The organism is Pseudomonas sp. DE0157, assembly GCF_007678615.1.
Taxonomy (GTDB): domain Bacteria; phylum Pseudomonadota; class Gammaproteobacteria; order Pseudomonadales; family Pseudomonadaceae; genus Aquipseudomonas; species Aquipseudomonas parafulva_B.
This window is the reverse complement of sequence record NZ_VEJN01000004.1, coordinates 271479-291696: the sequence shown is the minus strand read 5'-3', so window position 1 is coordinate 291696 and position 20218 is coordinate 271479. Positions and strand designations below refer to the sequence as shown.

The window sequence follows — 20218 nt, the reverse complement described above, 5'->3', positions numbered from 1 at the left end:
AACGGCAACGGCAACGGCAACGGCAACGGCAACGGCAACGGCAACGGCAACGGCAACGGCAACGGCAACGGCAACGGCAACGGCATTTTGGACGATAGCTTAGGGATATATCGATTAAAGCGATAAAATAGAGCCGATATTTACGCTTATTTTAGATGTTTCATAAGCGCATGATGGCCCTATTCCACCTTTTGAAGGAGTCCAATCATGCTTCAACTACGACCATTCAACACCCTGGGCGCCGCCAACCACGGCTGGCTCGATGCGCACCATCACTTCTCGTTCGCCGAGTACTACGACCCAGCCCGCATGCACTGGGGCAACCTGCGGGTCTGGAACGACGACATCATCGCCGCTGGCAGCGGGTTCCCACCCCACCCTCACCGGGACATGGAAATCATCACCTACGTCCGCGAAGGGGCCATTACCCATGAAGACAACCTGGGCAACAAGGGCCGGACCGAGGCTGGCGACGTGCAGGTGATGAGCGCCGGCACAGGCATCGCGCACAGTGAGTACAATCAAGAGGACAGCGAGGCGCGCATTTTCCAGATCTGGATCGTGCCCGAGCGCACTGGTGATGCACCGTCCTGGGGTACACGCCCGTTTCCCAAGGGTGAACGCGGCGAAGGCTTCGTGACCCTGGCCAGTGGCAGAGATGGCGATGAAGGCAGCCTGCCGATTCGTACCGATGCCCGCCTGGTCGCCGCAACGCTGCGCGCCGGAGAAACCGCCGAGTACCGGTTCGACCCCAAGCGGCGCGGTTACCTCGTCCCGGCCAAGGGCCGCATCGAGGTCAATGGGCTGCAGGCCAATGCCCGGGACGGCGTGGCCATCGCCGAAGAAACGTTGCTGCAGGTCACCGCCCTGGAAGACAGCGAGATCGTGCTGGTGGACGTCGCCTGAAACGCTGGCACTCAGCCGGGCCGATCCCTCAAGGATTGCCCGGCTGGGCCAGCTCAGCCAGCACTTCGGCGGACGTGATGACCTGGCGGAAATGATGCTCCCACAAGGCGATGCCCATCTTCGCCGAACGATCCAGCGAGGAGCCGACGGTCATGTCGGTCACCAGAGTCGGCATCAACCCAGCGTCGAACAGCGCGAAACCGGCTGCCAGCACACAGGTGTCGGTCTGCAAACCGCTCACCAGCACACGCTCCACCCCGAGACCGCGCAGGTACTCGATCATCTCTTTACCCGGTCCGTAACCATGCTTGATGAACACCCGATCGGCTTCGATCAGGCTTTCATCCTGGGCAGCCGGGTGCCAGCCCAATTGCCGCTCGAAAGGTGTCACTCGCTCATCGTGCAACTCGACCGAGGCGATGGTAGGTATGTTGGCCGACAGCAGTCGCAGGCCGTCGACCAACCATTCCGGCGGGCTGAATGTGGACTGGACGTCCACGATGAGCAGGACCTGACGCATGAGCACCTTCCGTCATGAAAAAGCCATGGAGTATACCCGTCTGGGCCTGACAAGCGCGTTGAAGCCCAACCCGCTCATGCACGACGGTGCTCGGCCAGGCTGATGAACAAATCTTCATGCAGGCTTGAGCCCCGCAGGCTCGGGCGGCCTGGGCGCGGCCCACCTCACCGCGCTGCGCGGCGCCTTGAGGCGGGCATGCAGCTTGCGTAGCATCACTGCCCCACCCGGCACCAGCCCGTTACCAACGCCTGCCCGCCCAGCCTTCTACAGACAGAGCCCATGCCCCAACCGATCCCCCTCAAGGACCATGAAAAGGAAAAGCACCTGGTCAACCGCCGGCTCCTGGCCTGCGCTGCGCTGGTCTTCAGCCTGGTCGCCATCCTGATTGGTCGGTTGTATGTGCTGCAAATCATCCAGCATGACCAGCAAAGCGCCGTGTCGGAAAACAATCGCGTCCATGTGCTGCCGATCGCACCCGAGCGAGGCTTGATCTACGACCGCAATGGCACTGTGCTGGCCGACAACAAGCCCAGCTTCGACCTGACCATGACCCGTGAACGGACCGGCGGCGACAGCGCCAAGGTGCTCGACACCCTGACCCAGGTGCTGGGGCTGGATGACGAGGACCGCAAGCAGTTCGACAAGGACCTGCGACGCGGGCGCAAACCCTTCGAACCGGTCACCTTGATGGTGGGCTTGAACGAACAGCAGATTGCCTTGATTGCCGTCAACCAGTTCCGGCTGCCGGGCCTTGAGGTGGAGCCGCAATTCATTCGCGAATACCCGTTGGGCGAGCACTTCGCCCATTCGGTCGGTTACGTAGGCCGGATTAACGAAAAAGAGGCCAAGACCCTGGACGGCACCGAGTACCGGGGGACTCAGTCGATCGGCAAGACGGGCATCGAACGTTTTTATGAAAGTCAGTTGCACGGCCACGTAGGCTATGAGGAAGTCGAGACCAACGCCCAGGGCCGGGTGATGCGTGTGCTCAATCACAAGGCCCCCACGCCAGGCCAGGACATCGTGCTGACCCTCGATGCCCACCTGCAACTGGCGGCGGAAAAGGCCCTGGGCGAGCGCCGAGGCTCGGTGGTGGTGCTGGACCCGGCCAACGGCGATGTGCTGGCGATGGTCAGCAACCCGGGGTTCGATCCCAACCTGTTCGTCAAGGGCATCAGCTTCAAGCAGTACGCACAACTGCGCGACTCCATCGACCGCCCCCTGTTCAACCGCGTGCTGCGCGGGCTGTATGCCCCAGGGTCGACGGTCAAACCCGAAGTGGCCATTGCCGGGCTGGACAGCGGCGTGATCACGCCGGCCAACCGCGTGTTCGACCCGGGTTACTACGAGTTGCCCAACTACGATCACAAATACCGTAACTGGAACCGCAGCGGTGATGGCTGGGTGGACATGTACACCGCGATCATGCGTTCCAACGACACCTACTTCTACGACCTGGCGCACAAACTGGGTATCGAGCGCCTGCACGACTACATGGCCGAATTCGGTCTTGGCCAGAAGGTGTCGCTGGACATGTTCGAAGAAGCGGCCGGGCTGATGCCTTCGGCCGAATGGAAGCGCGCGACCCGCCGACAGCCCTGGTTCCCCGGTGAAACGTTGATTCTGGGTATTGGTCAGGGCTACATGCAGGTCACGCCATTGCAACTGGCGCAAGCCACCAGCCTGCTGGCCAGCAAAGGCGTATGGCATCGCCCGCACCTGGCGATGACCGTCGGTGGCGATGCGCCCATCGACCCTAACCCCATGCCCGATATCGTGCTGCACGACAAACGCGCCTGGGATCAGGTGAGCCAGGGTATGCAAATGGTCATGCACGACCCGCGCGGCATCGCGCGCGCTGCCGCCGCTGGCGCGCAATACCGCATTGCCGGCAAGAGCGGCACGGCCCAGGTGGTGGCCATCAAGCAAGGGGAACGCTACAACCGCAACAAGACTCTGGAACGACACCGTGACAACGCCTTGTTCGTCGGGTTCGCCCCGGCCGAGCACCCCAGCGTGGTCGTGGCGGTGATGATCGAAAACGGCGAAGCCGGTGGGCGGGTGGCAGGCCCGGTAGTGCGTGAGGTCATGGATGCCTACCTGCTGGACGAACAAGGTCATCTAAAGCCCGAATACGCCGGCAGCTCGGCGGGCAAGTCACCTGCCCACGGCTGAAAGCAAAGCCCGCAGGCGGTCAGGCCTTGCGTTCAGGGCGCAACGCGGGGCATCAGATCGTAAGGGTGCTGCCACCCCGGCAACGCCTGCAGTCGCGCTTTCCAGGCTTCGATATGCGTGTACTGCTGCACGTTCATGCCGGTGTCCTCGGGCATGAACACATAACCGGCCAGCGACAAGTCGGCGATGGTCACCCGCGCGCCGACCATGAACGGTGTGCCGGCCAGGTGCGCATCGACGATGCGGTAGGCCGCGGCGGCTCGCTCGCGCAGGAACGTCGTCACCTCGGTTTCGCCCGTCTTCTTCAGGCACAACAAAAAGCGCAGCGCCGCGTAGTAGCTGGTGAACTTGTGGTTGTCGAACAGCATCCAGCGCCAGATCTCACGCCGCTCTTCTTCACTCTGGGGGCCGAACTGGCCTGTTTGTGCGCTCAAGTAGTCGAGGATCAACGCCGACTGGGTCAAGCAGGTGCCCCCATGCATCAGCACCGGCACCTCACCCTGCTCGTTCACCTCGTCGCGCCACATCGGGTCGCGGGTCTGGCCATTGAAGAAGTCCACGAACACCGGCTGCCAGTCCTGGCCGGTCAGTTCGAGCATCAGCGCAGCCTTGTAGGCATTGCCGGATTCGGCGAAACAATGCAGCGTGTACTCGGACATGGTGCAGCCCTCGGTGGCTGTTGGGGTAGGCCGCTGAGCAGAGCACACCGGTGGCGATGCGGTCAATCCGGGCCTGACGTCGATGTTGGCCAGGCCCGTTGACCCGCCCAACCCTGCCCCGCCTGAGCAGACCATCGGCTAACGCTTCGGTGAGGGAACTCCACCTGCATGCGTAGCCTCTCACCAATAGTGGTAATCCCCTGGGCTTCACCTATTGGAGAACACGACATGCGCCAACTTGCCCTCGTACCCGCACTGCTGCTTCTGTTGCCTGCCGGCGCTGCCATGGCCCGCGTCGACGGCCGCGACATTGCCACTTCGGCCGGTGTCTCGGCTTCGCTGTACTCAACGTTCAAGGATGACAAACGCATCATTCCTGCCCGTGACGAGCTGTCTGCGTTCGTCGCCAGCGGTGGTGCCATTCGTGGTGCCTACGTGGAAGCTGCCTTGCAGCAAGCACGCAAGGACCACCCCGGCCTGCAAGTCAACGATGAAGAACTCGCTCGCGCCATCCTCTCCCAGGACGACCCTCTGGTCGCCCAGCAATGACTGCCGCCGGCGTTGGCCCTCATTGTGGCCAGCGCCGGTCGTAGCCCGCCCCGCAAGCCCTAAGTCCAGACTGGGGCTACACTCGTCATGACCCTATAAGAACAACGCATCCAAGTGAGATGACGATGCTGTATGACGAACGCGTCGACGGCGCGCTGCCGACGGTTGATGGCGAGCTTTTGATTCAGTGCCTGCGCGAGGCGCTGCCTGACCTTCAAGTGCTGCACCGCGAAGAAGATCTCAAGCCGTATGAATGCGACGGTCTGGCGGCGTACCGTACGGTGCCGCTGCTGGTGGTGTTACCCGAGCGCGTAGACCAGGTGCAGAGCGTGCTCCAGATTTGCCACCGGCTCACCGTACCGGTCGTGGCTCGCGGCGCCGGGACCGGGCTGTCTGGCGGTGCCATGCCCTTGGCCAAAGGCGTGTTGCTGGTGATGGCGCGGCTCAATCGTATTCTCGAAGTCAGCCCCCAAGGCCGCTTCGCCCGGGTCCAGCCGGGCGTTCGCAACTTGGCCATTTCCCAGGCCGCCGCCCCTTACGGGTTGTACTACGCCCCCGACCCTTCATCGCAGATCGCCTGCACCATCGGTGGCAATGTCGCTGAAAACGCAGGCGGCGTGCATTGCCTGAAGTACGGTCTGACCGTGCACAACATCCTCAAACTGGAAGTGCTTACCGTGGAAGGTGAACGGCTGACCCTGGGTAGCGATGCGCTCGACAGCCCTGGGTTCGACCTTCTAGCACTGTTCACCGGCTCCGAAGGCATGCTGGGGATCGTCACCGAGGTGACCGTGCGGCTGCTACCCAAGCCACCCGTGGCACGGGTTCTGCTTGCCAGCTTCGACCGGGTCGAGGACGCCGCGCGGTCCGTTGCCCACATCATTGCCGCCGGCATCATTCCCGGGGGCCTGGAAATGATGGATAACCTGGCCATTCGGGCGGCCGAGAGCTTCATCCATGCCGGGTACCCAGTGGAGGCAGCCGCCATCCTCTTGTGTGAACTCGACGGGGTCGAGGCCGATGTGCACGAAGACTGCGAACGGGTGGCCACACTGTTCACCCAGGCCGGTGCCAGCGAGGTGCGGCTGGCGTGTGACGAGGCGCAGCGTGCACGGTTCTGGGCAGGACGCAAGAATGCCTTCCCTGCCGTCGGCCGCTTGTCCCCGGACTACTACTGCATGGACGGTACGATTCCGCGGCGTGAGCTGCCCCGCGTGCTGGTGCGGATTAGTGAAATGGCGCGCGAGCATAGGCTGCGGGTGGCCAATGTGTTCCATGCAGGTGACGGCAATATGCACCCGCTGATCCTGTTCGACGCCAACCAGCCTGGCGAGCTGGAGCGGGCCGAGTCCCTGGGTGGAAAAATCCTGGAGCTGTGCGTGGCCGTTGGTGGGAGCATCACCGGGGAGCATGGGGTCGGCCGGGAGAAGATCAACCAGATGTGCGCCCAGTTCACCCATGACGAGCTGCGGGTGTTTCACGCCGTCAAGGCTGCATTCGACCCGCAGAGCTTGCTCAACCCTGGCAAGAACATTCCCACGCTGCACCGCTGCGCCGAATTCGGTGCGCTGCACGTGCACCATGGGCAGTTGCCCTTCCCTGCGCTGGAGCGGTTTTGATGGGCACGGACCAGGATGCAAGCCAGGCGTTGCTCGAGCAGGTTCGCCAGGCGCTGGATGTTGGTACGCCCTTGCGCATCCAGGGCAGTGGCAGCAAGGCCATGATCGGCCATGCCGTCAACGGGCAAGTGCTCGATACACGCGGCCATCGCGGCATCGTCAGTTACGACCCCACGGAGCTGGTGCTGACGGCTCGCGCCGGTACGCCGTTGCGCGACATCGAGGCGGCGTTGCAGGAAAAGGGGCAGATGCTGGCTTGCGAGCCACCGCACCTGGGCCCGGGTGCCACCTTGGGCGGCATGGTGGCGGCTGGCTTGTCCGGGCCCAGGCGGCCCTGGTCAGGATCGGTCCGTGACTTCGTGCTGGGCACCCAGGTAATCACAGGCCAGGGCAGCGTGCTGCGCTTCGGCGGCCAAGTGATGAAAAACGTGGCCGGGTATGACCTTTCACGGTTGCTGGCAGGCAGTTTCGGCTGTCTGGGTGTGCTGACCGAGGTGTCGCTTAAAGTCCTGCCCGTGCCGCGGCACTGCGTAAGCCTGCGCCTTGGAATGGATCGGAGCCAGGCCTTGGCCGCGCTCACGCGCTGGAGCTCGGAACCACTGCCGCTCAGTGGTGCCTGCCACGATGGACAAGCATTGTTCGTGCGCCTGGAAGGTGGCGAGGGTTCGGTAGCGTCGGCCCGCCAGCGCCTGGGGGGCGAGTACGTGGACGGCGAGTTCTGGACGCAACTGCGTGAGCAGCGCCTGGCATTCTTCACCCAGGGCAGCGAGCCCTTGTGGCGTGTGTCGGTACCCCTCGCAACAGGGGAACTGCACCTGCCGGGACGCCAATGGCTGGACTGGGCAGGCGCCCAGCGCTGGCTGCGGACAGACGCCCCAGCCCATGTCATTCACCGCATCGCCGAACAGGCGGGTGGCCACGCGCTGTGCCTCACCCCAGGCCAGGCCCCCTACCCGCCCTTGTCAGAGCCGCTGATGCGCTACCACCGGAGCCTCAAGGCCCAACTGGACCCCAAGCGCATCTTCAATCCTGGCCGTCTGTACCCGGACCTCTGAGGGCAGCCCATGCAGACCAACCTGAGTGACAGCGCACGCACACTCGAGCGCGCCGAGGAGGCAGAACGCATCCTGCGCGCGTGCGTACACTGCGGCTTCTGCACAGCGACCTGCCCCACCTACCAGCTGCTTGGCGATGAGCTCGATGGCCCGCGCGGGCGCATCTACCTGATCAAGCAGGTGCTCGAAGGCCAGCCCGCCACTACCAGTACTCAATCTCATCTGGACCGATGCCTGTCGTGCCGCAGCTGCGAAACCACTTGCCCGTCGGGTGTGCGTTACCACGACCTGCTGGACATTGGCCGGGCCGTCGTGGAGCAGCAGGTGCCACGACCACTGGGCCAGCGCCTGTTACGTCACGGCCTGCGCTTTGCGATGGTGCGCCCCGCCGTTTTCAAGGCCCTGCTGCGAACTGGCCAAGCCCTGCGCCCCTGGCTACCGGCGCAGGCCCAGCAAAAGGTGCATTTGCAAAAGGCGGCTGACCTGATGCGCCCGGCGGTGCGCCATCCGCGGCGTGTCCTGATGCTCGAGGGGTGTGTGCAACCGGCATTGTCACCGGCGACCAACGCCGCGGCGGCGCGCCTGCTCGATCGCCTCGGTATCAGCGTGACCCCTGCACCGGCCGAGGGTTGCTGTGGAGCAGTGGACTACCACCTCAACGCCCAGGCGCAAGGTTTGCAGCGCGCACGGCGGCGCATCGATGCCTGGTGGCCAGCCGTTGAGGCGGGCGTCGAGGCTATCGTGATCCCAGCAAGCGGCTGCGCCGCGTTCGTGCGCGAGTATGCTCACCTGTTGGCTGCTGACCCGGCCTATGCAGCCAAGGCGGCGCGGGTCAGCAGCCTGTGCCGTGACTTGGTGGAAGTCCTGGGGGATGCGCCCGTCGAGCAGCTGGCGGTGCCCGCCGGACGGCGCCTGGCGTTTCACTGTCCGTGCACTCTGCAACATGCCTTGAAACTGGGTGGCGCTGTGGAAGCGCTATTGATCCGGCTGGGGTTTACCCTGACTCCGGTCACCGATGCCCACCTGTGCTGTGGCTCGGCAGGCACCTATTCGCTGACCCAGCCAGGGTTGTCCAGGCAGCTGCGCGACAACCGGCTGGACGCTCTGGAACGCGGGCAACCGGACGAGATAGCCACCGCCAACATCGGCTGCCAGGTGCATTTGAATGGCGCAGGGCGCACCGCGGTTCGGCACTGGGTGGAGATCGTCGAAGAGGCGCTCAGGCACGCAGAAGAGCGCGCCGGGGCGAACGAGGGATAGGCGTCCCCTGCCGCCTTGTGCATTTCGTCCTTGATAAGCTTCATCGTCGCCCCTTTACTTTATTGGGATTTTTCACCAGCCAACCTAGGAACCGTCCTACTTGTCGCATGGCAGAGCAGAAAACATGATCGACGCAGTCGCCCCCACACAGGACGCTGCGCATGCTCGCCAACCCGCACCTTCTTGCCGAACTGCGCAGCCACCTGCGCGAACTGCTCACCCATGACCTGGCCAACCCAGACCAGGACCCCCATCTCTCTGGCGTCATGTTTTTCTGCGTCACCGACGAGCCATCCAGGCAACTGATCGAGCGAATCGAACTGCTCGCCAGCGAAGCGTTTTTCGATGCTCGGGGCCGGGCCATCACCCATCACATGAAGGCCGCCGTCGTGGAAGGGGTTCAGATCAAGCGCTGCCGTAGCGCCCCTGCCGACGAAACCCGCATCCGCATCATTCTCTCGGGCAAAGGCTACATCACGGTGAGCATGGCCAGGGCCTAAGCAGTCTTGCTGCGGCGTGAGCAGGCACCCCGCCGTACGCAATCCGCTATCCTGAGCGCTCTCTTGCTTTGGAATGCTCCATGGAACTGCATATTCGCCTGGAGGGCCGCAAAGGCTTGGCTGCCCAGCTCTACGCGCAGTTGCGCGCAGGCATCGAATGCGGTCACCTGGCGGCTGGCAGCCAGTTGCCGCCCAGCCGCTTGCTGGCCGAGCAATTGGGAGTGTCGCGCAAGACCGTCGCGGACGCCTATGCACGCCTCACCCAGGACAACCTGCTGAGCGCGGTAGTCGGCCGGGGTACGTTCATCAATACGCTTGCACCCAAGCGCAGCGCGCCGCCAAGCGCCTTGACCCTTGCCGGCGATGCGTCGCTCAGGCGCTGGCAATCCCGCGCCACCGTACTGGGCCAACGTCAAGCGCAATTGGGGGTGCGTTATGACTTCATCGGCGGTGTGGCGAGCAAGGCGCTATTCCCGTTCGACCTGTGGCGCAGCTGCCTGAACTACGCCGTGCGGCGAAGCCAGCATCATCCACAGCGGCATTTCCCAGCCCAGGGCCTTGCGGAACTGCGCGAGGTCATCGCCCACCACATCGCCTACGCCCGGGGCGTGCACTGCACGGCTGACGATATCCTAGTGTGCAACGGCGCCCAGCAGGCCCTGGACCTGATCGCCAGGGTGCTGGTGGAGCCTGGCTGCAAGGTCGCCATGGAGGACCCAGGGTATCCGCCGGCACGGCAGTTGTTCCTGGCCTTGGGCGCCCAGCTGCAGGGGGTGCCAGTGGATGAGGAAGGTTTGTGCGTTGACCAGATTGCCGAGGGCACGCGGCTGATCTATGTCACGCCTTCGCACCAGTTCCCATTGGGCATGCCGATGGGCGAGACACGCCGGCGAGCGCTGCTGGCCCGGGCAGCCGCGTTGGGCGCGCTGATCATCGAGGACGACTACGACTGCGAATTCCGCTATCTGGGGCCTAGGGCCGATGCGCTGCAACGCCTGGACACCCAGGGCCTTGTGGCTTACGTCGGCACGTTCTCCAAGACCCTGCTCCCGGAGTTGCGCCTGGGTTATGCCGTATTGCCAGAAGCCGTGCTCAAGGCCAGTTGCGTAGCCAAGCAATTGAGCGACTGGCACAGCCCGACCCTGCTGCAGTGGGCCCTGGCCCGCTTCGTGGAACAGGGGCATCTGAACCGGCACATCCGCCGTTGCCATGAGGTATACAGCGCGCGTCGCGATCGCGTGTTGCAGCGTCTGGACGACGACCTTGCCCCTTGGCTCAGGGCCATTCCCGCCGAGGCGGGGTTTCATCTAAGTGCCTTGGCGCAAACGGGGTTCGACGTGGAGCACCTGGTCGAACAGGCACGCAAGGTCGACCTGGGCATTTACTCGCTCGCCCCGTTCTTCAATGAAACGCCAGTGCGTCCGGGGCTGTTGATGGGCTTTGGTGCCATTGAAATGCTCGACATCGACCCAGCACTCGACCGACTGCGCGATACCCTGCGGCGGATCAGCTGAGGGCATCGACGTTATCGACCGGGACGGGTCGAGCTAAGGCCTTCGCGTAGCTCTGTGGGCTGAAAGCTATCGTCACCAGCAGCATCGTCAACACGCTGGCCGTGAGCACGGTCCACGCGCTTTGAAAATCACCGTCGAGCGCACGCAGCCACCCGACGATGTACGGCACACAGCCGGTGATGATGAAGCCGATACCCTGGACGAAACCCGCCAGGCCGCCGGCTTCGGCTGGCGTAGGAAGATGTTCGAGGGTCAGGGTCAGGCTTTGGCTGAAACAGGCGCCCAGCCCGAACCCGATCAACGCTACCCAAAGCCCTGGTGCGGCGGTGGGTGCCATCAGTAACCCCATGAACCCCACCAGTTGAATCGACAGCGCCAGCGCAAGGCCTGGGCGCCGATCCACCCAGCGCCTGAGCAGCAGCGGCAGGCCCAATGCGCCCAGTACCTGGAATAGGGTCATCAACCCCACCAGGTCGGCGCCTCCCTGTGCGCTGCCACCCTGCTCGAGATAAAACGCTGGCAGCCAGGCGACCATGCTGGTGTAGCCGCCATTGATCAAACCGAAGTACACGGCCAGCAACCAGGCCCGTCGGTGGCCAAACCAGTGCCCGCCGTTTGCTTTTAACACGAGGGGCTGTATGTTGCGTGGCCGCAGGATGAGCCATGCCAGCATGGCAAGCATCGCCGGTGCGGCCCAGGCCCCCAGGCCCATTTGCCATTGCCCGGAATACTCGGCCAGGTGCGGGCCCAGCACAGCAGCCAGCCCGCCGCCGCTCATCAAGGCAGCCGAGTACAGGCCCATTGCGCCAGCAAGGCGCCCTGGAAACCAGCGATTGACCAGCCCTGGCATCATGCCTTGCACCACCGCCACGCCCAAGCCTGCAAGCACGGCGCTGGCAACCAGTGCCCAGGCACTTTGAAGTTGCAACCGCCACAAGCACGCCAGCGCGATGGCCGCCAAACCACCGAGCATGCCGGCGTGTTCGCTCAGCCATCGGCGTGACCAAGGGTGCAGTAACGGAACCGCTCCCATGCACAACACCGGCAGCGCCGTCAGCAATGCCGCTTGCTGATAACCCAGGCCGGTACTGATGCGCATTGGCTCGAGCAAAGGGCCGATGCTGGTCAGGATGGGGCGCAGGTTCAAGGCCAGCAGCACGACCAGCATCGCTCTCCAGACTACTGTCATTGATCGTTGGCCTGTTGCCACTGAGCGTACAGCCCGCTTTCGTCGTCGGGTTTGAAGGCGCGCAGCGGCAATGACTGCTGCTGGGGCGCACGCGTCATCTGCGCGTACAAGTCAGCGGTGGACAGCCCGTAAGGCTGGCCTTCGTCGTTGTCATAGGCGAACCAGGCCTGGCTGATACCGCACAGGTGCATGGCCGCCAGGCACATGGGGCATGGGTGGCCGCTGGCATACACCTGGGCGCCGTCAAGACGGGCGCGCCCCAGCGCCTGGCTGGCCTGGCGGATGACTTGCATCTCGGCATGGGTGGTCGGGTCTTGTGAGCGGTGTATCTCATTGACACCGCGCGCCACAACCTGGCCTTGGTACACCAGGACGGCACCGAACGGCCGACCTCCGGCTGCGATGTTGGCGCGTGCCAGTTCGAGGGCCTCGCGCATATAACGGACTTCTGGCATGGCTCGATCTCCTTGGATGGGACGGGTCATTATCCTGAGTCGGTGGCAGTGGCAGAAATGAAGAGATTGGATGCCTGTCAGTGGGGATGCGAATGGCAGGATTGGCCTCCCCGAAGATGAGCGGATTGGCTATCGGACGTATCGGTGCCCGAGGGTATCGTGACGCCACCCTAAAGCGTTTCTGGAGAGCGCCATGCAACACCGCATCGACTGGTCGAAATAAGCCCCTGACGCCTACAAGGCCATGGCAGCCCTGGAGCAGGCGCTGACCCGCACGGGCCTTGAGCACGATCTGCTTGAACTGGTGCGCTTACGCGCCTCGCAGATCAATGGCTGCGCGTACTGCGTCAATCTGCATGCCAACGACGCGCGCAAGGCCGGCGAGCGCGAGGCGCGCCTGCAGACGTTGTGTGTGTGGCGGGAGACGACCTACTTCACGGGGCGTGAGCGAGCGGCGCTGGCCTGGGTTGAGAGCCTGACCCGGCTGGCCGATTGTGGCGCCCCGCAGGGGGAGTATGAGGCGTTGCTGGAGCACTTCGAGCCAGCCGAGGTGGTGAATCTGACGCTGGCTATCGCGACGATCAATGCGTGGAATCGGTTTGGGGTGGGGTTTGCCATGGTGGCGGGTTGAAGGAGCCTGGGAGGCTATTGTTCAATTCAGCCTTTCTCTAATTGAAAGCATCAATATCTAGCTATGCCCCGTGATGAATCGTGGCACATCCCTCGAACGCTACGCTTTACCGGTGTAGATACCGTCTTGATCCTCACCTCGCAAGTGCGATTTGAGGGTCAAGATGGTATCTACCTTGGTCCGGTATTGGCTGAGATAGCGCAGGCCTGGATCATGCAGAGGTAAACGGCCTAGCGCCGTTTATGGAGGCTAGCCGATTTCCGGGTAGGAGCGGCCTTGTGCCGCGATGGGCCGCGCAGCGGCCCCAGCATTTCAGCTTCGCAGCACATATTGCCGGGGCGCGGGACCGGCCGCGATAGGCTGCGCAGCAGTCCCAGGATTTCAGCTCCGCAGCTCATATCGTCGGGGCCGCTGCGCGGCCCATCGCGGCACAAGGCCGCTCCTACAATGGCCGTGCGAGGTCTGGGTGAGCGGTGTCACACACTTGAGCTGGGAAGCCTGAATGCTGGATTGCTTCGCGGTCCGTTGCAACATATCGCTGAGCTCTCAGCGTGATGCGATAATACCCTGGTGCGGTAAGAAAGGTGCCCTCGCTCCCAATCCAGACGCTTGTATGTCGTGCATCAACCCTCATGCCCGTGTATCACCCTCCCGCCACCCGCCCAGCCATCTTCACCAACGCCTGCCTCAAACTGGGCAAATCACTGTACCGCTGCTCGGCCATTACTTTGCCGTCCTGAACCTCCAGCCATTGCACCGATTCGCGGTCCCCGCCGTAGCCCTTGGCCACCTCCCCGTCCCGATCCAGCAAGATCCGGTAATTGGCCGAGCGCATGGCAGGTACCATCACCGCTGCCACCATGCTGGGCATCTTCTCGATGTCTGCGACAAAGACCACGCCCCGCGCTTCAAGATAGCCCTCTGGCGTGTGCTCGACCGCATTGTTGACCAACCGTGCAGTGGCCATGCTGCGCGCAACCATGACCACACGGGTCTTGTCGTCCAACGTGAATGCCTGGTCGAACTGGTCATTCAAGGTCCAGTGCTCGGCGGCTTGCACCAGGGGTGCACAGAGCATCGCCAGGAACAGAAAAGGAGTGCGCATCTTGCTATCTCGCAGTCAAAGGTTCGCCCACACTAGCCGTCTTGTGCTCAGGCGCCAAGCACTGCGCTTGAAGCCGCCTGCGGATGCTGCAAAATGACGCCCTGCGATGACCGGTTCATCAAGGAAACCACATGCTTTATATCGTCATGCTGGGGGGACGCCACCCAGGGGCCAAGATCGAGGTCCACGACATGGTGTTCGCCCAGGCACCCAGCTTGCAACAGGCCTATCCGCAACTGCGCGACGCATGGTTCGGCAGCCAGCAGGGGCTGCACATCGATGCCTGGCTGGAAGTCGACGGCGTGGATGGCATGCGGGTGGAGTTGCACCCCCACCCGGCAAAACGTGGTGCGCTGCGCCTGTACTTCATCAACCTGGGCGGCTACGAACGCGGCGTGTTCGGCGAAGCGCACCGCTACGTGCTGGTCAGCGCCCGCAACAAGTCCGATGCCAAGGCATTGGGCAAGCAACACATGCAAGCCGGCTGGCTCAAGCCGCATACCGATGCCGTGCTGAGCGTGGACGACTGCCTGGCGATCGACTGCGTAGACGGGTTGTACGTGCACCTGGTCGAAGGGCCGCACAAACCTGTCGTTTCGCGTAACGATTATATTCCCCTCTGACTTTTCGCCTCTGCCGGGGCCCTAGGGAGTCTCCCATGCCTTACCCCATCGAACAGAAACTGGTGATTGGCGTTGCCTCCAGTGCGCTGTTCGACCTGACCGTCTCGGACGACATCTACACCCAGGACGGCGTCGAAGCGTACCGGCGGCACCAGGAACAGAATCTGGATGAGCCTTTCCCCAAAGGCGTGGCGTTTCCGTTTATCCGTCGTTTTTTGCGTATCAACCAGGCATTCCCGGAGCAGCTGCCCGTCGAGGTGGTGTTGCTATCGCGTAATTCGCCGGAAACAGGCCTGCGGGTATTTCGCTCGATCAACCACTACGGCCTGGACATCACCCGCGCCGCGTTCATGTCCGGCCGCTCTCCATACGAGTACATACCAGCGTTCAACGCATCGCTGTTTCTAAGCGCTAACGAAGAGGACGTACAGAAAGCCATCGACGCCAATTACCCCGCAGGCCGTGTTCTGCCGACCCGCATCTACGATGACGAAATCGATACCGAGCTGCGCGTGGCGTTCGACTTCGATGGCGTGATCGCCGACGACGAAGCCGAAAGCGTCTACAAGCGTGGCAACAGCCTGGATGAGTTCCAGGCCCACGAGCAGGCACACCAGCGCGTTCCCCACACACCTGGGCCCCTGGCCGACCTGTACCGCAAACTGTCGCTGATTCGCACCCTCGAAGACCGCAAGCTCGAAGATGACCCCCACTACAAGCGCATCCTGCGTATCGCCATCGTGACGGCGCGCAATGCACCTTCCCATGAGCGGGTGGTGACGACCCTAAAAGATTGGGGCGTATCGCCCGACGAGTGTTTCTTTCTGGGTGGCATGGAGAAACCGCGCGTCTTGTCGATTCTCAAGCCCCACGTCTTCTTTGATGACCAGCGCAGCCACCTGCACTCGCCTGCGGGCGATTTGCCGATGGTGCACGTGCCGTTTGGGGTGGCGAACCGGATACCGACGGCTGAACCTCATGTCGATGGAAATTCGGATGACTAAGGCGGTCTACCCATGACCGAAACGATGGCCAGAGTGTGCTTGTCATGAGTCTCATATCAGGGTTGGACGATAAAGCCTGCGTACTGATCTGCGGGGCCAGCCGTGGAATCGGGCTCGCGCTGTGCAACGCGCTGGCGAGGCGCGAAGACGTCGATCAACTGATCGCTGTATCGCGCCACGCCACGCAGAACTCGGCATTGAGGGCGCTGGCCGACGCTCATCCGAATCGTATACTGCTAGTGGACTGCGACGCGCGCGAGGAGGCCAGCCTGGCCGCCATGGCCGCGCAAGCCGGCGAGCGATGTGCGCACTTGCACGTTGTCATCAGTACCTTGGGGATCCTGCACCAGGAAAACGCCAGGGCCGAAAAGTCTCTGGCGCAGTTGGACCTTGCCAGTTTGCACGCCAGCTTCACCACCAACGCCTTCGCCCCGATTCTGCTGCTCAAGCACCTGCTGCCTCTGCTGCGCAAGCAACCTGCAACCTTCGCTGCACTGTCCGCGCGTGTGGGTTCGATCAGCGACAACCGTCTGGGGGGTTGGTACAGCTACCGGGCCAGCAAGTCGGCGCTCAATCATTTGCTGCACACAGCCAGTATCGAACTCAAGCGCCTGAACCCGAATGCGACTGTTCTGGCCCTGCACCCGGGTACCACGGACACAGAACTATCAAGGCCGTTCCAGGGCAATGTGCCTGAGGGAAAACTGTTCGAGACGACGTTTGCCGCGCAGTGCATCGTGGAACTGATCGGGCGTCTCGGACCGAGCGTTACGGGTAGCTTCTGGGGCTGGGACGGTCGCAACATCCCCTGGTAGGCATCAGTGGCGAGCACCCGGGCATTCAACAGGGTAAAGTCGGCACTGTCTTGAGAGCCGGAACGCGCCGCGATGACCTTGTTCTACCTGAAACTTGCCATTACCCCTTTGCTGATGTGGGCCATTTCTCTCGCTTCCAGGCGCTGGGGCGGGCTGTTAGGGGGATTGCTGGCGGGCATGCCCATTACCTCGGGGCTGGTGATGACCTTCCTGAGCCTGGAGCAAGGGACGGACTTTGCCCTCAACGCCGTGCCCGGTGCACTCGGGGGGCTGGCAGCCGTGCTCGCTACCTACGCGTTCTACCTGTATGCCACACGCAGCCTCGCCATCGGGGCTGCTGCGGGCCTGGCGATCGTCTTCTACGGCTTGGTCGCCTATGTGCTTACGCACTGGGGCCATTTGTACGTGTCGATAGGCGTGGCGCTGGGGCTGATCGTACTGCTGATTATCGCCAGCGGGCGCGAGCCCAAGCCTGAAACCCTGGCACGTGTACGGCATCGTTACTGGGAAATTCCCTTGCGCATGGTCTCGGCAACGGCGTTGCTGATGATCACCACGCACCTAGCCGCCTGGCTTGGACCCCAGACGAGCGGCATGCTCGCGCCGATCCCCGTCATCGCCTGGCCATTGATGGTGTTTGCCCATGTGCAGAATGGGCGCGCGGGCATGGCGGCCATGGTGCGCGGCAATGCCATTGGCGCAGTGGGTGTATTGGCGTTCTACCTGATGTTGTCGGGGCTGATGAAAGCGCTGGGGGTCATTCCGACCATCGTGCTGGCCATGGGGACGGCGGTTGCGTTGACGGTAGTGCTGGCAGGCTTGCTGCGCGGCCGTTAGCGTTGCCCAAAGGCGCTGTGGACAGCCCCAGCGCCTCGGGTTCAAGCCAGTATCACGGATGTTCTTGCGAAACAGAGTTGTTGGCTTGCACGTCCTTCATGTCTTCCTCGAGCGCTGCATCCCCAGCGCCAGGGTCTTCATGGGTTCGTGCGGTACCGTTGTCGCGTGGCACCTGGCTGTCCTGGTCGGAGCCGGGGTTTCCGGGGGGTGGATTCCAGTCCTCGGGGCGCTCGCCGCCTGCCTGGCCGGCGCCTTGCTTGGGTTCCGAAGGGGCCTGTTCAAGGCCTGAACCATGACCCTCACCGGTGTCCGGGGTGTTCTGGGCCGGGCCTGGATAGGGTGCTGCAGGACCATTGTTATCGATTGGCATACGCATTCTCCTGATTGAGGCGCTGAAATAACATGAGTCTGGTCAGAGCTGTCGCCGCCGGCACCTTAGCCAAGGCGGCGAGGAATGGCTGAAAACTGAACAACGCCTGTTATTCTCGGGCCGTATTCTCATCCATGGGCGGCTGCTCGGTATCGGCCCAGTCACCACCCTCCTCTTCGTTCATGAGCGGATCATCGTCAGGATCGGGTATGGTCGGGTTATCGGGGTTTACCGAAGGGTCCGGTGAGACGGGCATATCGTCGTCAGCGCCGTCCTGTGCCATGGGGTCTCTGTTCATTGCCGCGTACCTCGAAAGAATGGATGAGGCCTACATGCATTCGAGAACAGGGTGGGCTCAGGCGTTCGATCGGGTTGAAGCCCGTCCGTCGCAATCGAGGGAGACAAGGATGATGGCAAGTGTGATCAGAGCGGCGACCGTCCTGGACGCAGAAGGCATCAGCCGGGTGATCCTGGCTGCCCTGCGCCACAGCAACGCAGCTGACTATGACGCCGCCACACTGGCGCGCGTGGCGCGTTCCCTCACACCCCAAGCGGTGGTTGCATTGCTGGGCAGGCGGGTTGTATGGGTGGCTGTAGAAGACGGCCTCGCCGTCGCAACGGCAAGCCTTGAGAAGGATGAGGTGAGGAGTGTAAGCGGCTGACTGGTGCCGCTTCTGAAGGCTAGCCGATTTCCGGTAGGAGCGGTCTTGTACCGCGATGGGCCGCGCAGCGGCCCCGGCAATCTCAGTTGCGGAGCTGAAATCCTGGGGCTGCTGCGCAGCCCATCGCGGTACAAGACCGCTCCTACGCGAGACTCGCTAGCTTGCGAAGGCGGCGCAAGACAGTTCCACCTAGCGTCCACCAGCGAGCAACCTAGACCACCACGATATCCGTCAACCCCAGCACCTGGGCTTGCGCCAGGATTTCATCGGGCGTGGCATCGGCTGCGGGCATCACCAGGCTGTTCTCGCCGTCGCCAAAGTGCAGTACGATCAGGTGCAAGGCCGCTTCGTGCAAGGCCAGGTCAGGCTGGTCCAACTCGAAGGTATGTTCTGTCGAATTGCCATTGAGCGAGTAGCGAACAGTGAAGGCGTGCATGAGCACCTCGGTCTAGGTTGGGAACTCATTACTTGACCGGCGAGACAGGAAATAATTCACACCACCACCAAGATCGTCTTGCCAGGCGGGCAAGACGACCTGGTATCAGGCGGCGCAGGTGTTACTTCATGGTCTCTCGGTACAGCTCGATGAACGGCGCTTCAGCCGGATCGATGCGGTCCATGCCGGCGGCAATGCGGTGCCAGTAGGGATACTGCGGCGCGATGCGGGTGGCCTGTTCGATCTGCTTCAGGTCCTCTTGCGTCAACACCAGGTCTGCCGCCTGCAAATTGTCTTGCAGCTGATCGAGGGTGCGGCCAGCGGTAATCACGCTGGTAATGCCCGGGCGATCCTTGAGCCAGGCCAGGCAGACGCGTGAAGGCGAGCAACCGTGGCGTTCGCCGACCGCGATCAAGGTCTCGATGATGTCGTAGGCGCGCTCACGATCATGCACATAGGGTTCCGGCCAGTCGCTACCCTGACGAGTGCCCTTGGGCGTCTGCTGGCCACGACGCACCTTGCCAGTCAACAGCCCTTCACCCAACGGCCCCCAGACCAGCGTGGCAAAGCCCTGGTCAATCGCCATCGGCAACAACTCGTACTCGGCCTCGCGCGATTCGGGCGTGTAGTAGATCTGCTGGGAAACGGGCTGTTGCCAGCCGTTCAATTGCGCGCTGCCCAGGGTCTTCATCATTTGCCAGGCGGTGTAGTTGGACGTGCCGAAGTAGCGAATCTTGCCGCTTTGCACCAGGTGATCCAGTGCTGCGAGGGTCTCCTCCACTGGCGTGACGCCGTCCCAGTTGTGGATCTGGTACAGGTCGATATGGTCGGTGCCCAGGCGCTTCAAGCTGGCCTCGCACGCGCGAATCAGATGGTAGCGCGAAGCGCCGCTGTCATTGGGGTTGTCGCTCATCGGGCTACGCGCCTTGCTGGCCAGGATGATCGAGTGGCGACGCTCGCCCAGGGCCTTGCCGACAATTTCCTCAGCCAGCCCATGTGAATACAGGTCGGCGGTATCGACCAGGTTGACCCCGGCGTCGAACGCCGCCGCGAACATGCGCTTGGCCAGGTCCACATCGACGCTGCCGGTCTTCTCGAACGAGCCTCGCCCGCCAAAAGGTACGGTGCCAATGACCAGTTCCGAAACCAGCAGGCCGGTGTTGCCGAGTGCGCGATATTTCATGGAAACCTCCATAGCAAAAGACTAGAAATACCGACGTACCTGCGCGCTGAAACGTTCAATCGGAAGCTTTCGGCGGCGTTCCCTATCAAGCCAGCGGTTGCGCCAACGACTGTCAAAGGTTTGCCAACGCACCATGCCCGTCGTGACCCTA

Annotated in this window: 22 protein-coding genes and 1 pseudogene; 14 read left to right on the top strand and 9 right to left on the bottom strand. The window is 62.8% G+C overall.

Annotation, left to right across the window (positions count from 1 at the left end):
* Window positions 1–207: 207 nt before the first annotated feature.
* A complete protein-coding gene (locus FS777_RS08130; RefSeq protein WP_058603303.1) occupies window positions 208–906 on the top strand; it encodes a pirin family protein in 699 nt (232 codons plus the stop codon).
* Between the two features lie 28 nt (window positions 907–934).
* On the opposite strand, the gene FS777_RS08125 is transcribed toward FS777_RS08130, so the two are convergent.
* Window positions 935–1426 carry an isochorismatase family protein gene (locus tag FS777_RS08125; RefSeq protein ID WP_058603304.1) on the bottom strand — a complete coding sequence of 164 codons (492 nt, stop codon included), beginning with the start codon at window positions 1424–1426 and terminating at the stop codon, window positions 935–937.
* A gap of 279 nt (window positions 1427–1705) precedes the next feature.
* Here FS777_RS08125 and mrdA point away from each other — a divergent pair, with 279 nt between their 5' ends.
* Entirely contained in the window at window positions 1706–3601 is a 1896-nt protein-coding gene (gene mrdA / locus FS777_RS08120) for a penicillin-binding protein 2 (RefSeq protein WP_145254933.1), read from the top strand.
* Window positions 3602–3633: 32 nt separating this feature from the next.
* Here mrdA and FS777_RS08115 read toward each other — a convergent pair whose 3' ends face one another.
* Window positions 3634–4260: a glutathione S-transferase family protein gene (locus FS777_RS08115; protein WP_078478485.1), complete on the bottom strand. Its 627-nt coding sequence runs from the start codon at window positions 4258–4260 to the stop codon at window positions 3634–3636.
* Between the two features lie 228 nt (window positions 4261–4488).
* Between FS777_RS08115 and FS777_RS08110 the strand changes: the two genes are divergently transcribed.
* The 6 genes from FS777_RS08110 (at window position 4489) to FS777_RS08085 (ending at window position 10757) form a co-directional block, all read left to right on the top strand.
* A complete protein-coding gene (locus FS777_RS08110; protein ID WP_027915726.1) occupies window positions 4489–4809 on the top strand; it encodes a DUF2388 domain-containing protein in 321 nt (106 codons plus the stop codon).
* A 119-nt stretch (window positions 4810–4928) separates the two neighbouring features.
* Window positions 4929–6428: a glycolate oxidase subunit GlcD gene (gene glcD / locus FS777_RS08105; RefSeq protein WP_145254930.1), complete on the top strand. Its 1500-nt coding sequence runs from the start codon at window positions 4929–4931 to the stop codon at window positions 6426–6428.
* The gene (gene glcE / locus FS777_RS08100; protein ID WP_145254927.1) at window positions 6428–7483 is read left to right on the top strand and encodes a glycolate oxidase subunit GlcE; all 1056 of its coding nucleotides are present in this window, start codon (window positions 6428–6430) and stop codon (window positions 7481–7483) included. Before glcD ends, glcE begins: the two co-directional genes overlap by 1 nt.
* Window positions 7484–7492: 9 nt before the next feature.
* The gene (gene glcF, locus FS777_RS08095) at window positions 7493–8743 is read left to right on the top strand and encodes a glycolate oxidase subunit GlcF (protein ID WP_145254924.1); all 1251 of its coding nucleotides are present in this window, start codon (window positions 7493–7495) and stop codon (window positions 8741–8743) included.
* A 161-nt stretch (window positions 8744–8904) separates the two neighbouring features.
* Window positions 8905–9243 (top strand): hypothetical protein, encoded by a 339-nt coding sequence (locus tag FS777_RS08090; protein WP_058603310.1) that lies wholly within the window; start codon window positions 8905–8907, stop codon window positions 9241–9243.
* Between the two features lie 80 nt (window positions 9244–9323).
* Window positions 9324–10757 carry a PLP-dependent aminotransferase family protein gene (locus tag FS777_RS08085; protein ID WP_145254920.1) on the top strand — a complete coding sequence of 478 codons (1434 nt, stop codon included), beginning with the start codon at window positions 9324–9326 and terminating at the stop codon, window positions 10755–10757.
* Here the strand turns inward: FS777_RS08085 and FS777_RS08080 are convergent.
* Together FS777_RS08080 and FS777_RS08075 are read right to left on the bottom strand one after the other, a co-directional pair.
* The gene (locus FS777_RS08080) at window positions 10750–11946 is read right to left on the bottom strand and encodes a CynX/NimT family MFS transporter (protein ID WP_145254917.1); all 1197 of its coding nucleotides are present in this window, start codon (window positions 11944–11946) and stop codon (window positions 10750–10752) included. The two genes, FS777_RS08085 and FS777_RS08080, sit on opposite strands and share 8 nt — an antisense overlap.
* Entirely contained in the window at window positions 11943–12401 is a 459-nt protein-coding gene (locus FS777_RS08075) for a nucleoside deaminase (protein WP_145254914.1), read from the bottom strand. Before FS777_RS08075 ends, FS777_RS08080 begins: the two co-directional genes overlap by 4 nt.
* A 193-nt stretch (window positions 12402–12594) precedes the next feature.
* Between FS777_RS08075 and FS777_RS08070 the strand changes: the two are divergent.
* Window positions 12595–13032 (top strand): annotated as a pseudogene (locus FS777_RS08070) (carboxymuconolactone decarboxylase family protein).
* Window positions 13033–13675: 643 nt separating this feature from the next.
* On the opposite strand, the gene FS777_RS08065 reads toward FS777_RS08070, so the two are convergent.
* Window positions 13676–14137, bottom strand: a complete 462-nt coding sequence (locus FS777_RS08065) for a hypothetical protein (protein ID WP_058603315.1) — start codon at window positions 14135–14137, stop codon at window positions 13676–13678.
* Between the two features lie 131 nt (window positions 14138–14268).
* On the opposite strand from FS777_RS08065, the gene FS777_RS08060 reads away from it, so the two are divergent.
* The 4 genes from FS777_RS08060 (at window position 14269) to FS777_RS08045 (ending at window position 17416) form a co-directional block, all read left to right on the top strand.
* Window positions 14269–14760 carry a DUF1543 domain-containing protein gene (locus FS777_RS08060; RefSeq protein ID WP_145254911.1) on the top strand — a complete coding sequence of 164 codons (492 nt, stop codon included), beginning with the start codon at window positions 14269–14271 and terminating at the stop codon, window positions 14758–14760.
* Between the two features lie 35 nt (window positions 14761–14795).
* A complete protein-coding gene (locus FS777_RS08055) occupies window positions 14796–15764 on the top strand; it encodes a 5'-nucleotidase (RefSeq protein WP_058639906.1) in 969 nt (322 codons plus the stop codon).
* Window positions 15765–15808: 44 nt separating this feature from the next.
* A complete protein-coding gene (locus tag FS777_RS08050) occupies window positions 15809–16579 on the top strand; it encodes an SDR family NAD(P)-dependent oxidoreductase (RefSeq protein WP_145254908.1) in 771 nt (256 codons plus the stop codon).
* Between the two features lie 72 nt (window positions 16580–16651).
* Complete coding sequence (locus FS777_RS08045) at window positions 16652–17416, top strand: hypothetical protein (RefSeq protein WP_078478477.1); 765 nt, start codon at window positions 16652–16654, stop codon at window positions 17414–17416.
* 52 nt (window positions 17417–17468) lie between these two features.
* Here the strand turns inward: FS777_RS08045 and FS777_RS08040 are convergent, their stop codons facing one another.
* Together FS777_RS08040 and FS777_RS08035 are read right to left on the bottom strand one after the other, a co-directional pair.
* On the bottom strand, window positions 17469–17786 hold the full coding sequence (locus FS777_RS08040) for a hypothetical protein (RefSeq protein WP_058639909.1): 318 nt from the start codon (window positions 17784–17786) through the stop codon (window positions 17469–17471).
* Between the two features lie 109 nt (window positions 17787–17895).
* Entirely contained in the window at window positions 17896–18084 is a 189-nt protein-coding gene (locus FS777_RS08035; RefSeq protein ID WP_145254905.1) for a hypothetical protein, read from the bottom strand.
* Between the two features lie 112 nt (window positions 18085–18196).
* Between FS777_RS08035 and FS777_RS08030 the strand changes: the two genes are divergently transcribed.
* The gene (locus FS777_RS08030; RefSeq protein WP_145254901.1) at window positions 18197–18448 is read left to right on the top strand and encodes a hypothetical protein; all 252 of its coding nucleotides are present in this window, start codon (window positions 18197–18199) and stop codon (window positions 18446–18448) included.
* Between the two features lie 211 nt (window positions 18449–18659).
* On the opposite strand, the gene FS777_RS08025 is transcribed toward FS777_RS08030, so the two are convergent.
* Complete coding sequence (locus FS777_RS08025) at window positions 18660–18884, bottom strand: hypothetical protein (RefSeq protein ID WP_058639924.1); 225 nt, start codon at window positions 18882–18884, stop codon at window positions 18660–18662.
* A 121-nt stretch (window positions 18885–19005) separates the two neighbouring features.
* The gene (locus FS777_RS08020; protein ID WP_145254896.1) at window positions 19006–20067 is read right to left on the bottom strand and encodes an aldo/keto reductase; all 1062 of its coding nucleotides are present in this window, start codon (window positions 20065–20067) and stop codon (window positions 19006–19008) included.
* Window positions 20068–20218 lie beyond the last annotated feature (151 nt).

Coding starts and splice junctions, on each gene's coding strand:
- FS777_RS08055 (WP_058639906.1), top strand. CDS start 14,796: ATGCCTTACCCCATCGAACAGAAACTGGTGATTGGCGTTGCCTCCAGT.
- FS777_RS08115 (WP_078478485.1), bottom strand. CDS start 4,260: ATGTCCGAGTACACGCTGCATTGTTTCGCCGAATCCGGCAATGCCTAC.
- FS777_RS08025 (WP_058639924.1), bottom strand. CDS start 18,884: ATGCACGCCTTCACTGTTCGCTACTCGCTCAATGGCAATTCGACAGAA.
- FS777_RS08130 (WP_058603303.1), top strand. CDS start 208: ATGCTTCAACTACGACCATTCAACACCCTGGGCGCCGCCAACCACGGC.
- mrdA (WP_145254933.1), top strand. CDS start 1,706: ATGCCCCAACCGATCCCCCTCAAGGACCATGAAAAGGAAAAGCACCTG.
- FS777_RS08075 (WP_145254914.1), bottom strand. CDS start 12,401: ATGCCAGAAGTCCGTTATATGCGCGAGGCCCTCGAACTGGCACGCGCC.
- FS777_RS08085 (WP_145254920.1), top strand. CDS start 9,324: ATGGAACTGCATATTCGCCTGGAGGGCCGCAAAGGCTTGGCTGCCCAG.
- FS777_RS08050 (WP_145254908.1), top strand. CDS start 15,809: ATGAGTCTCATATCAGGGTTGGACGATAAAGCCTGCGTACTGATCTGC.
- FS777_RS08125 (WP_058603304.1), bottom strand. CDS start 1,426: ATGCGTCAGGTCCTGCTCATCGTGGACGTCCAGTCCACATTCAGCCCG.
- FS777_RS08045 (WP_078478477.1), top strand. CDS start 16,652: ATGACCTTGTTCTACCTGAAACTTGCCATTACCCCTTTGCTGATGTGG.
- glcD (WP_145254930.1), top strand. CDS start 4,929: ATGACGATGCTGTATGACGAACGCGTCGACGGCGCGCTGCCGACGGTT.
- FS777_RS08030 (WP_145254901.1), top strand. CDS start 18,197: ATGGCAAGTGTGATCAGAGCGGCGACCGTCCTGGACGCAGAAGGCATC.
- glcF (WP_145254924.1), top strand. CDS start 7,493: ATGCAGACCAACCTGAGTGACAGCGCACGCACACTCGAGCGCGCCGAG.
- FS777_RS08035 (WP_145254905.1), bottom strand. CDS start 18,084: ATGAACAGAGACCCCATGGCACAGGACGGCGCTGACGACGATATGCCC.
- FS777_RS08060 (WP_145254911.1), top strand. CDS start 14,269: ATGCTTTATATCGTCATGCTGGGGGGACGCCACCCAGGGGCCAAGATC.
- FS777_RS08110 (WP_027915726.1), top strand. CDS start 4,489: ATGCGCCAACTTGCCCTCGTACCCGCACTGCTGCTTCTGTTGCCTGCC.
- FS777_RS08040 (WP_058639909.1), bottom strand. CDS start 17,786: ATGCCAATCGATAACAATGGTCCTGCAGCACCCTATCCAGGCCCGGCC.
- FS777_RS08065 (WP_058603315.1), bottom strand. CDS start 14,137: ATGCGCACTCCTTTTCTGTTCCTGGCGATGCTCTGTGCACCCCTGGTG.
- FS777_RS08080 (WP_145254917.1), bottom strand. CDS start 11,946: ATGACAGTAGTCTGGAGAGCGATGCTGGTCGTGCTGCTGGCCTTGAAC.
- glcE (WP_145254927.1), top strand. CDS start 6,428: ATGGGCACGGACCAGGATGCAAGCCAGGCGTTGCTCGAGCAGGTTCGC.
- FS777_RS08090 (WP_058603310.1), top strand. CDS start 8,905: ATGCTCGCCAACCCGCACCTTCTTGCCGAACTGCGCAGCCACCTGCGC.
- FS777_RS08020 (WP_145254896.1), bottom strand. CDS start 20,067: ATGAAATATCGCGCACTCGGCAACACCGGCCTGCTGGTTTCGGAACTG.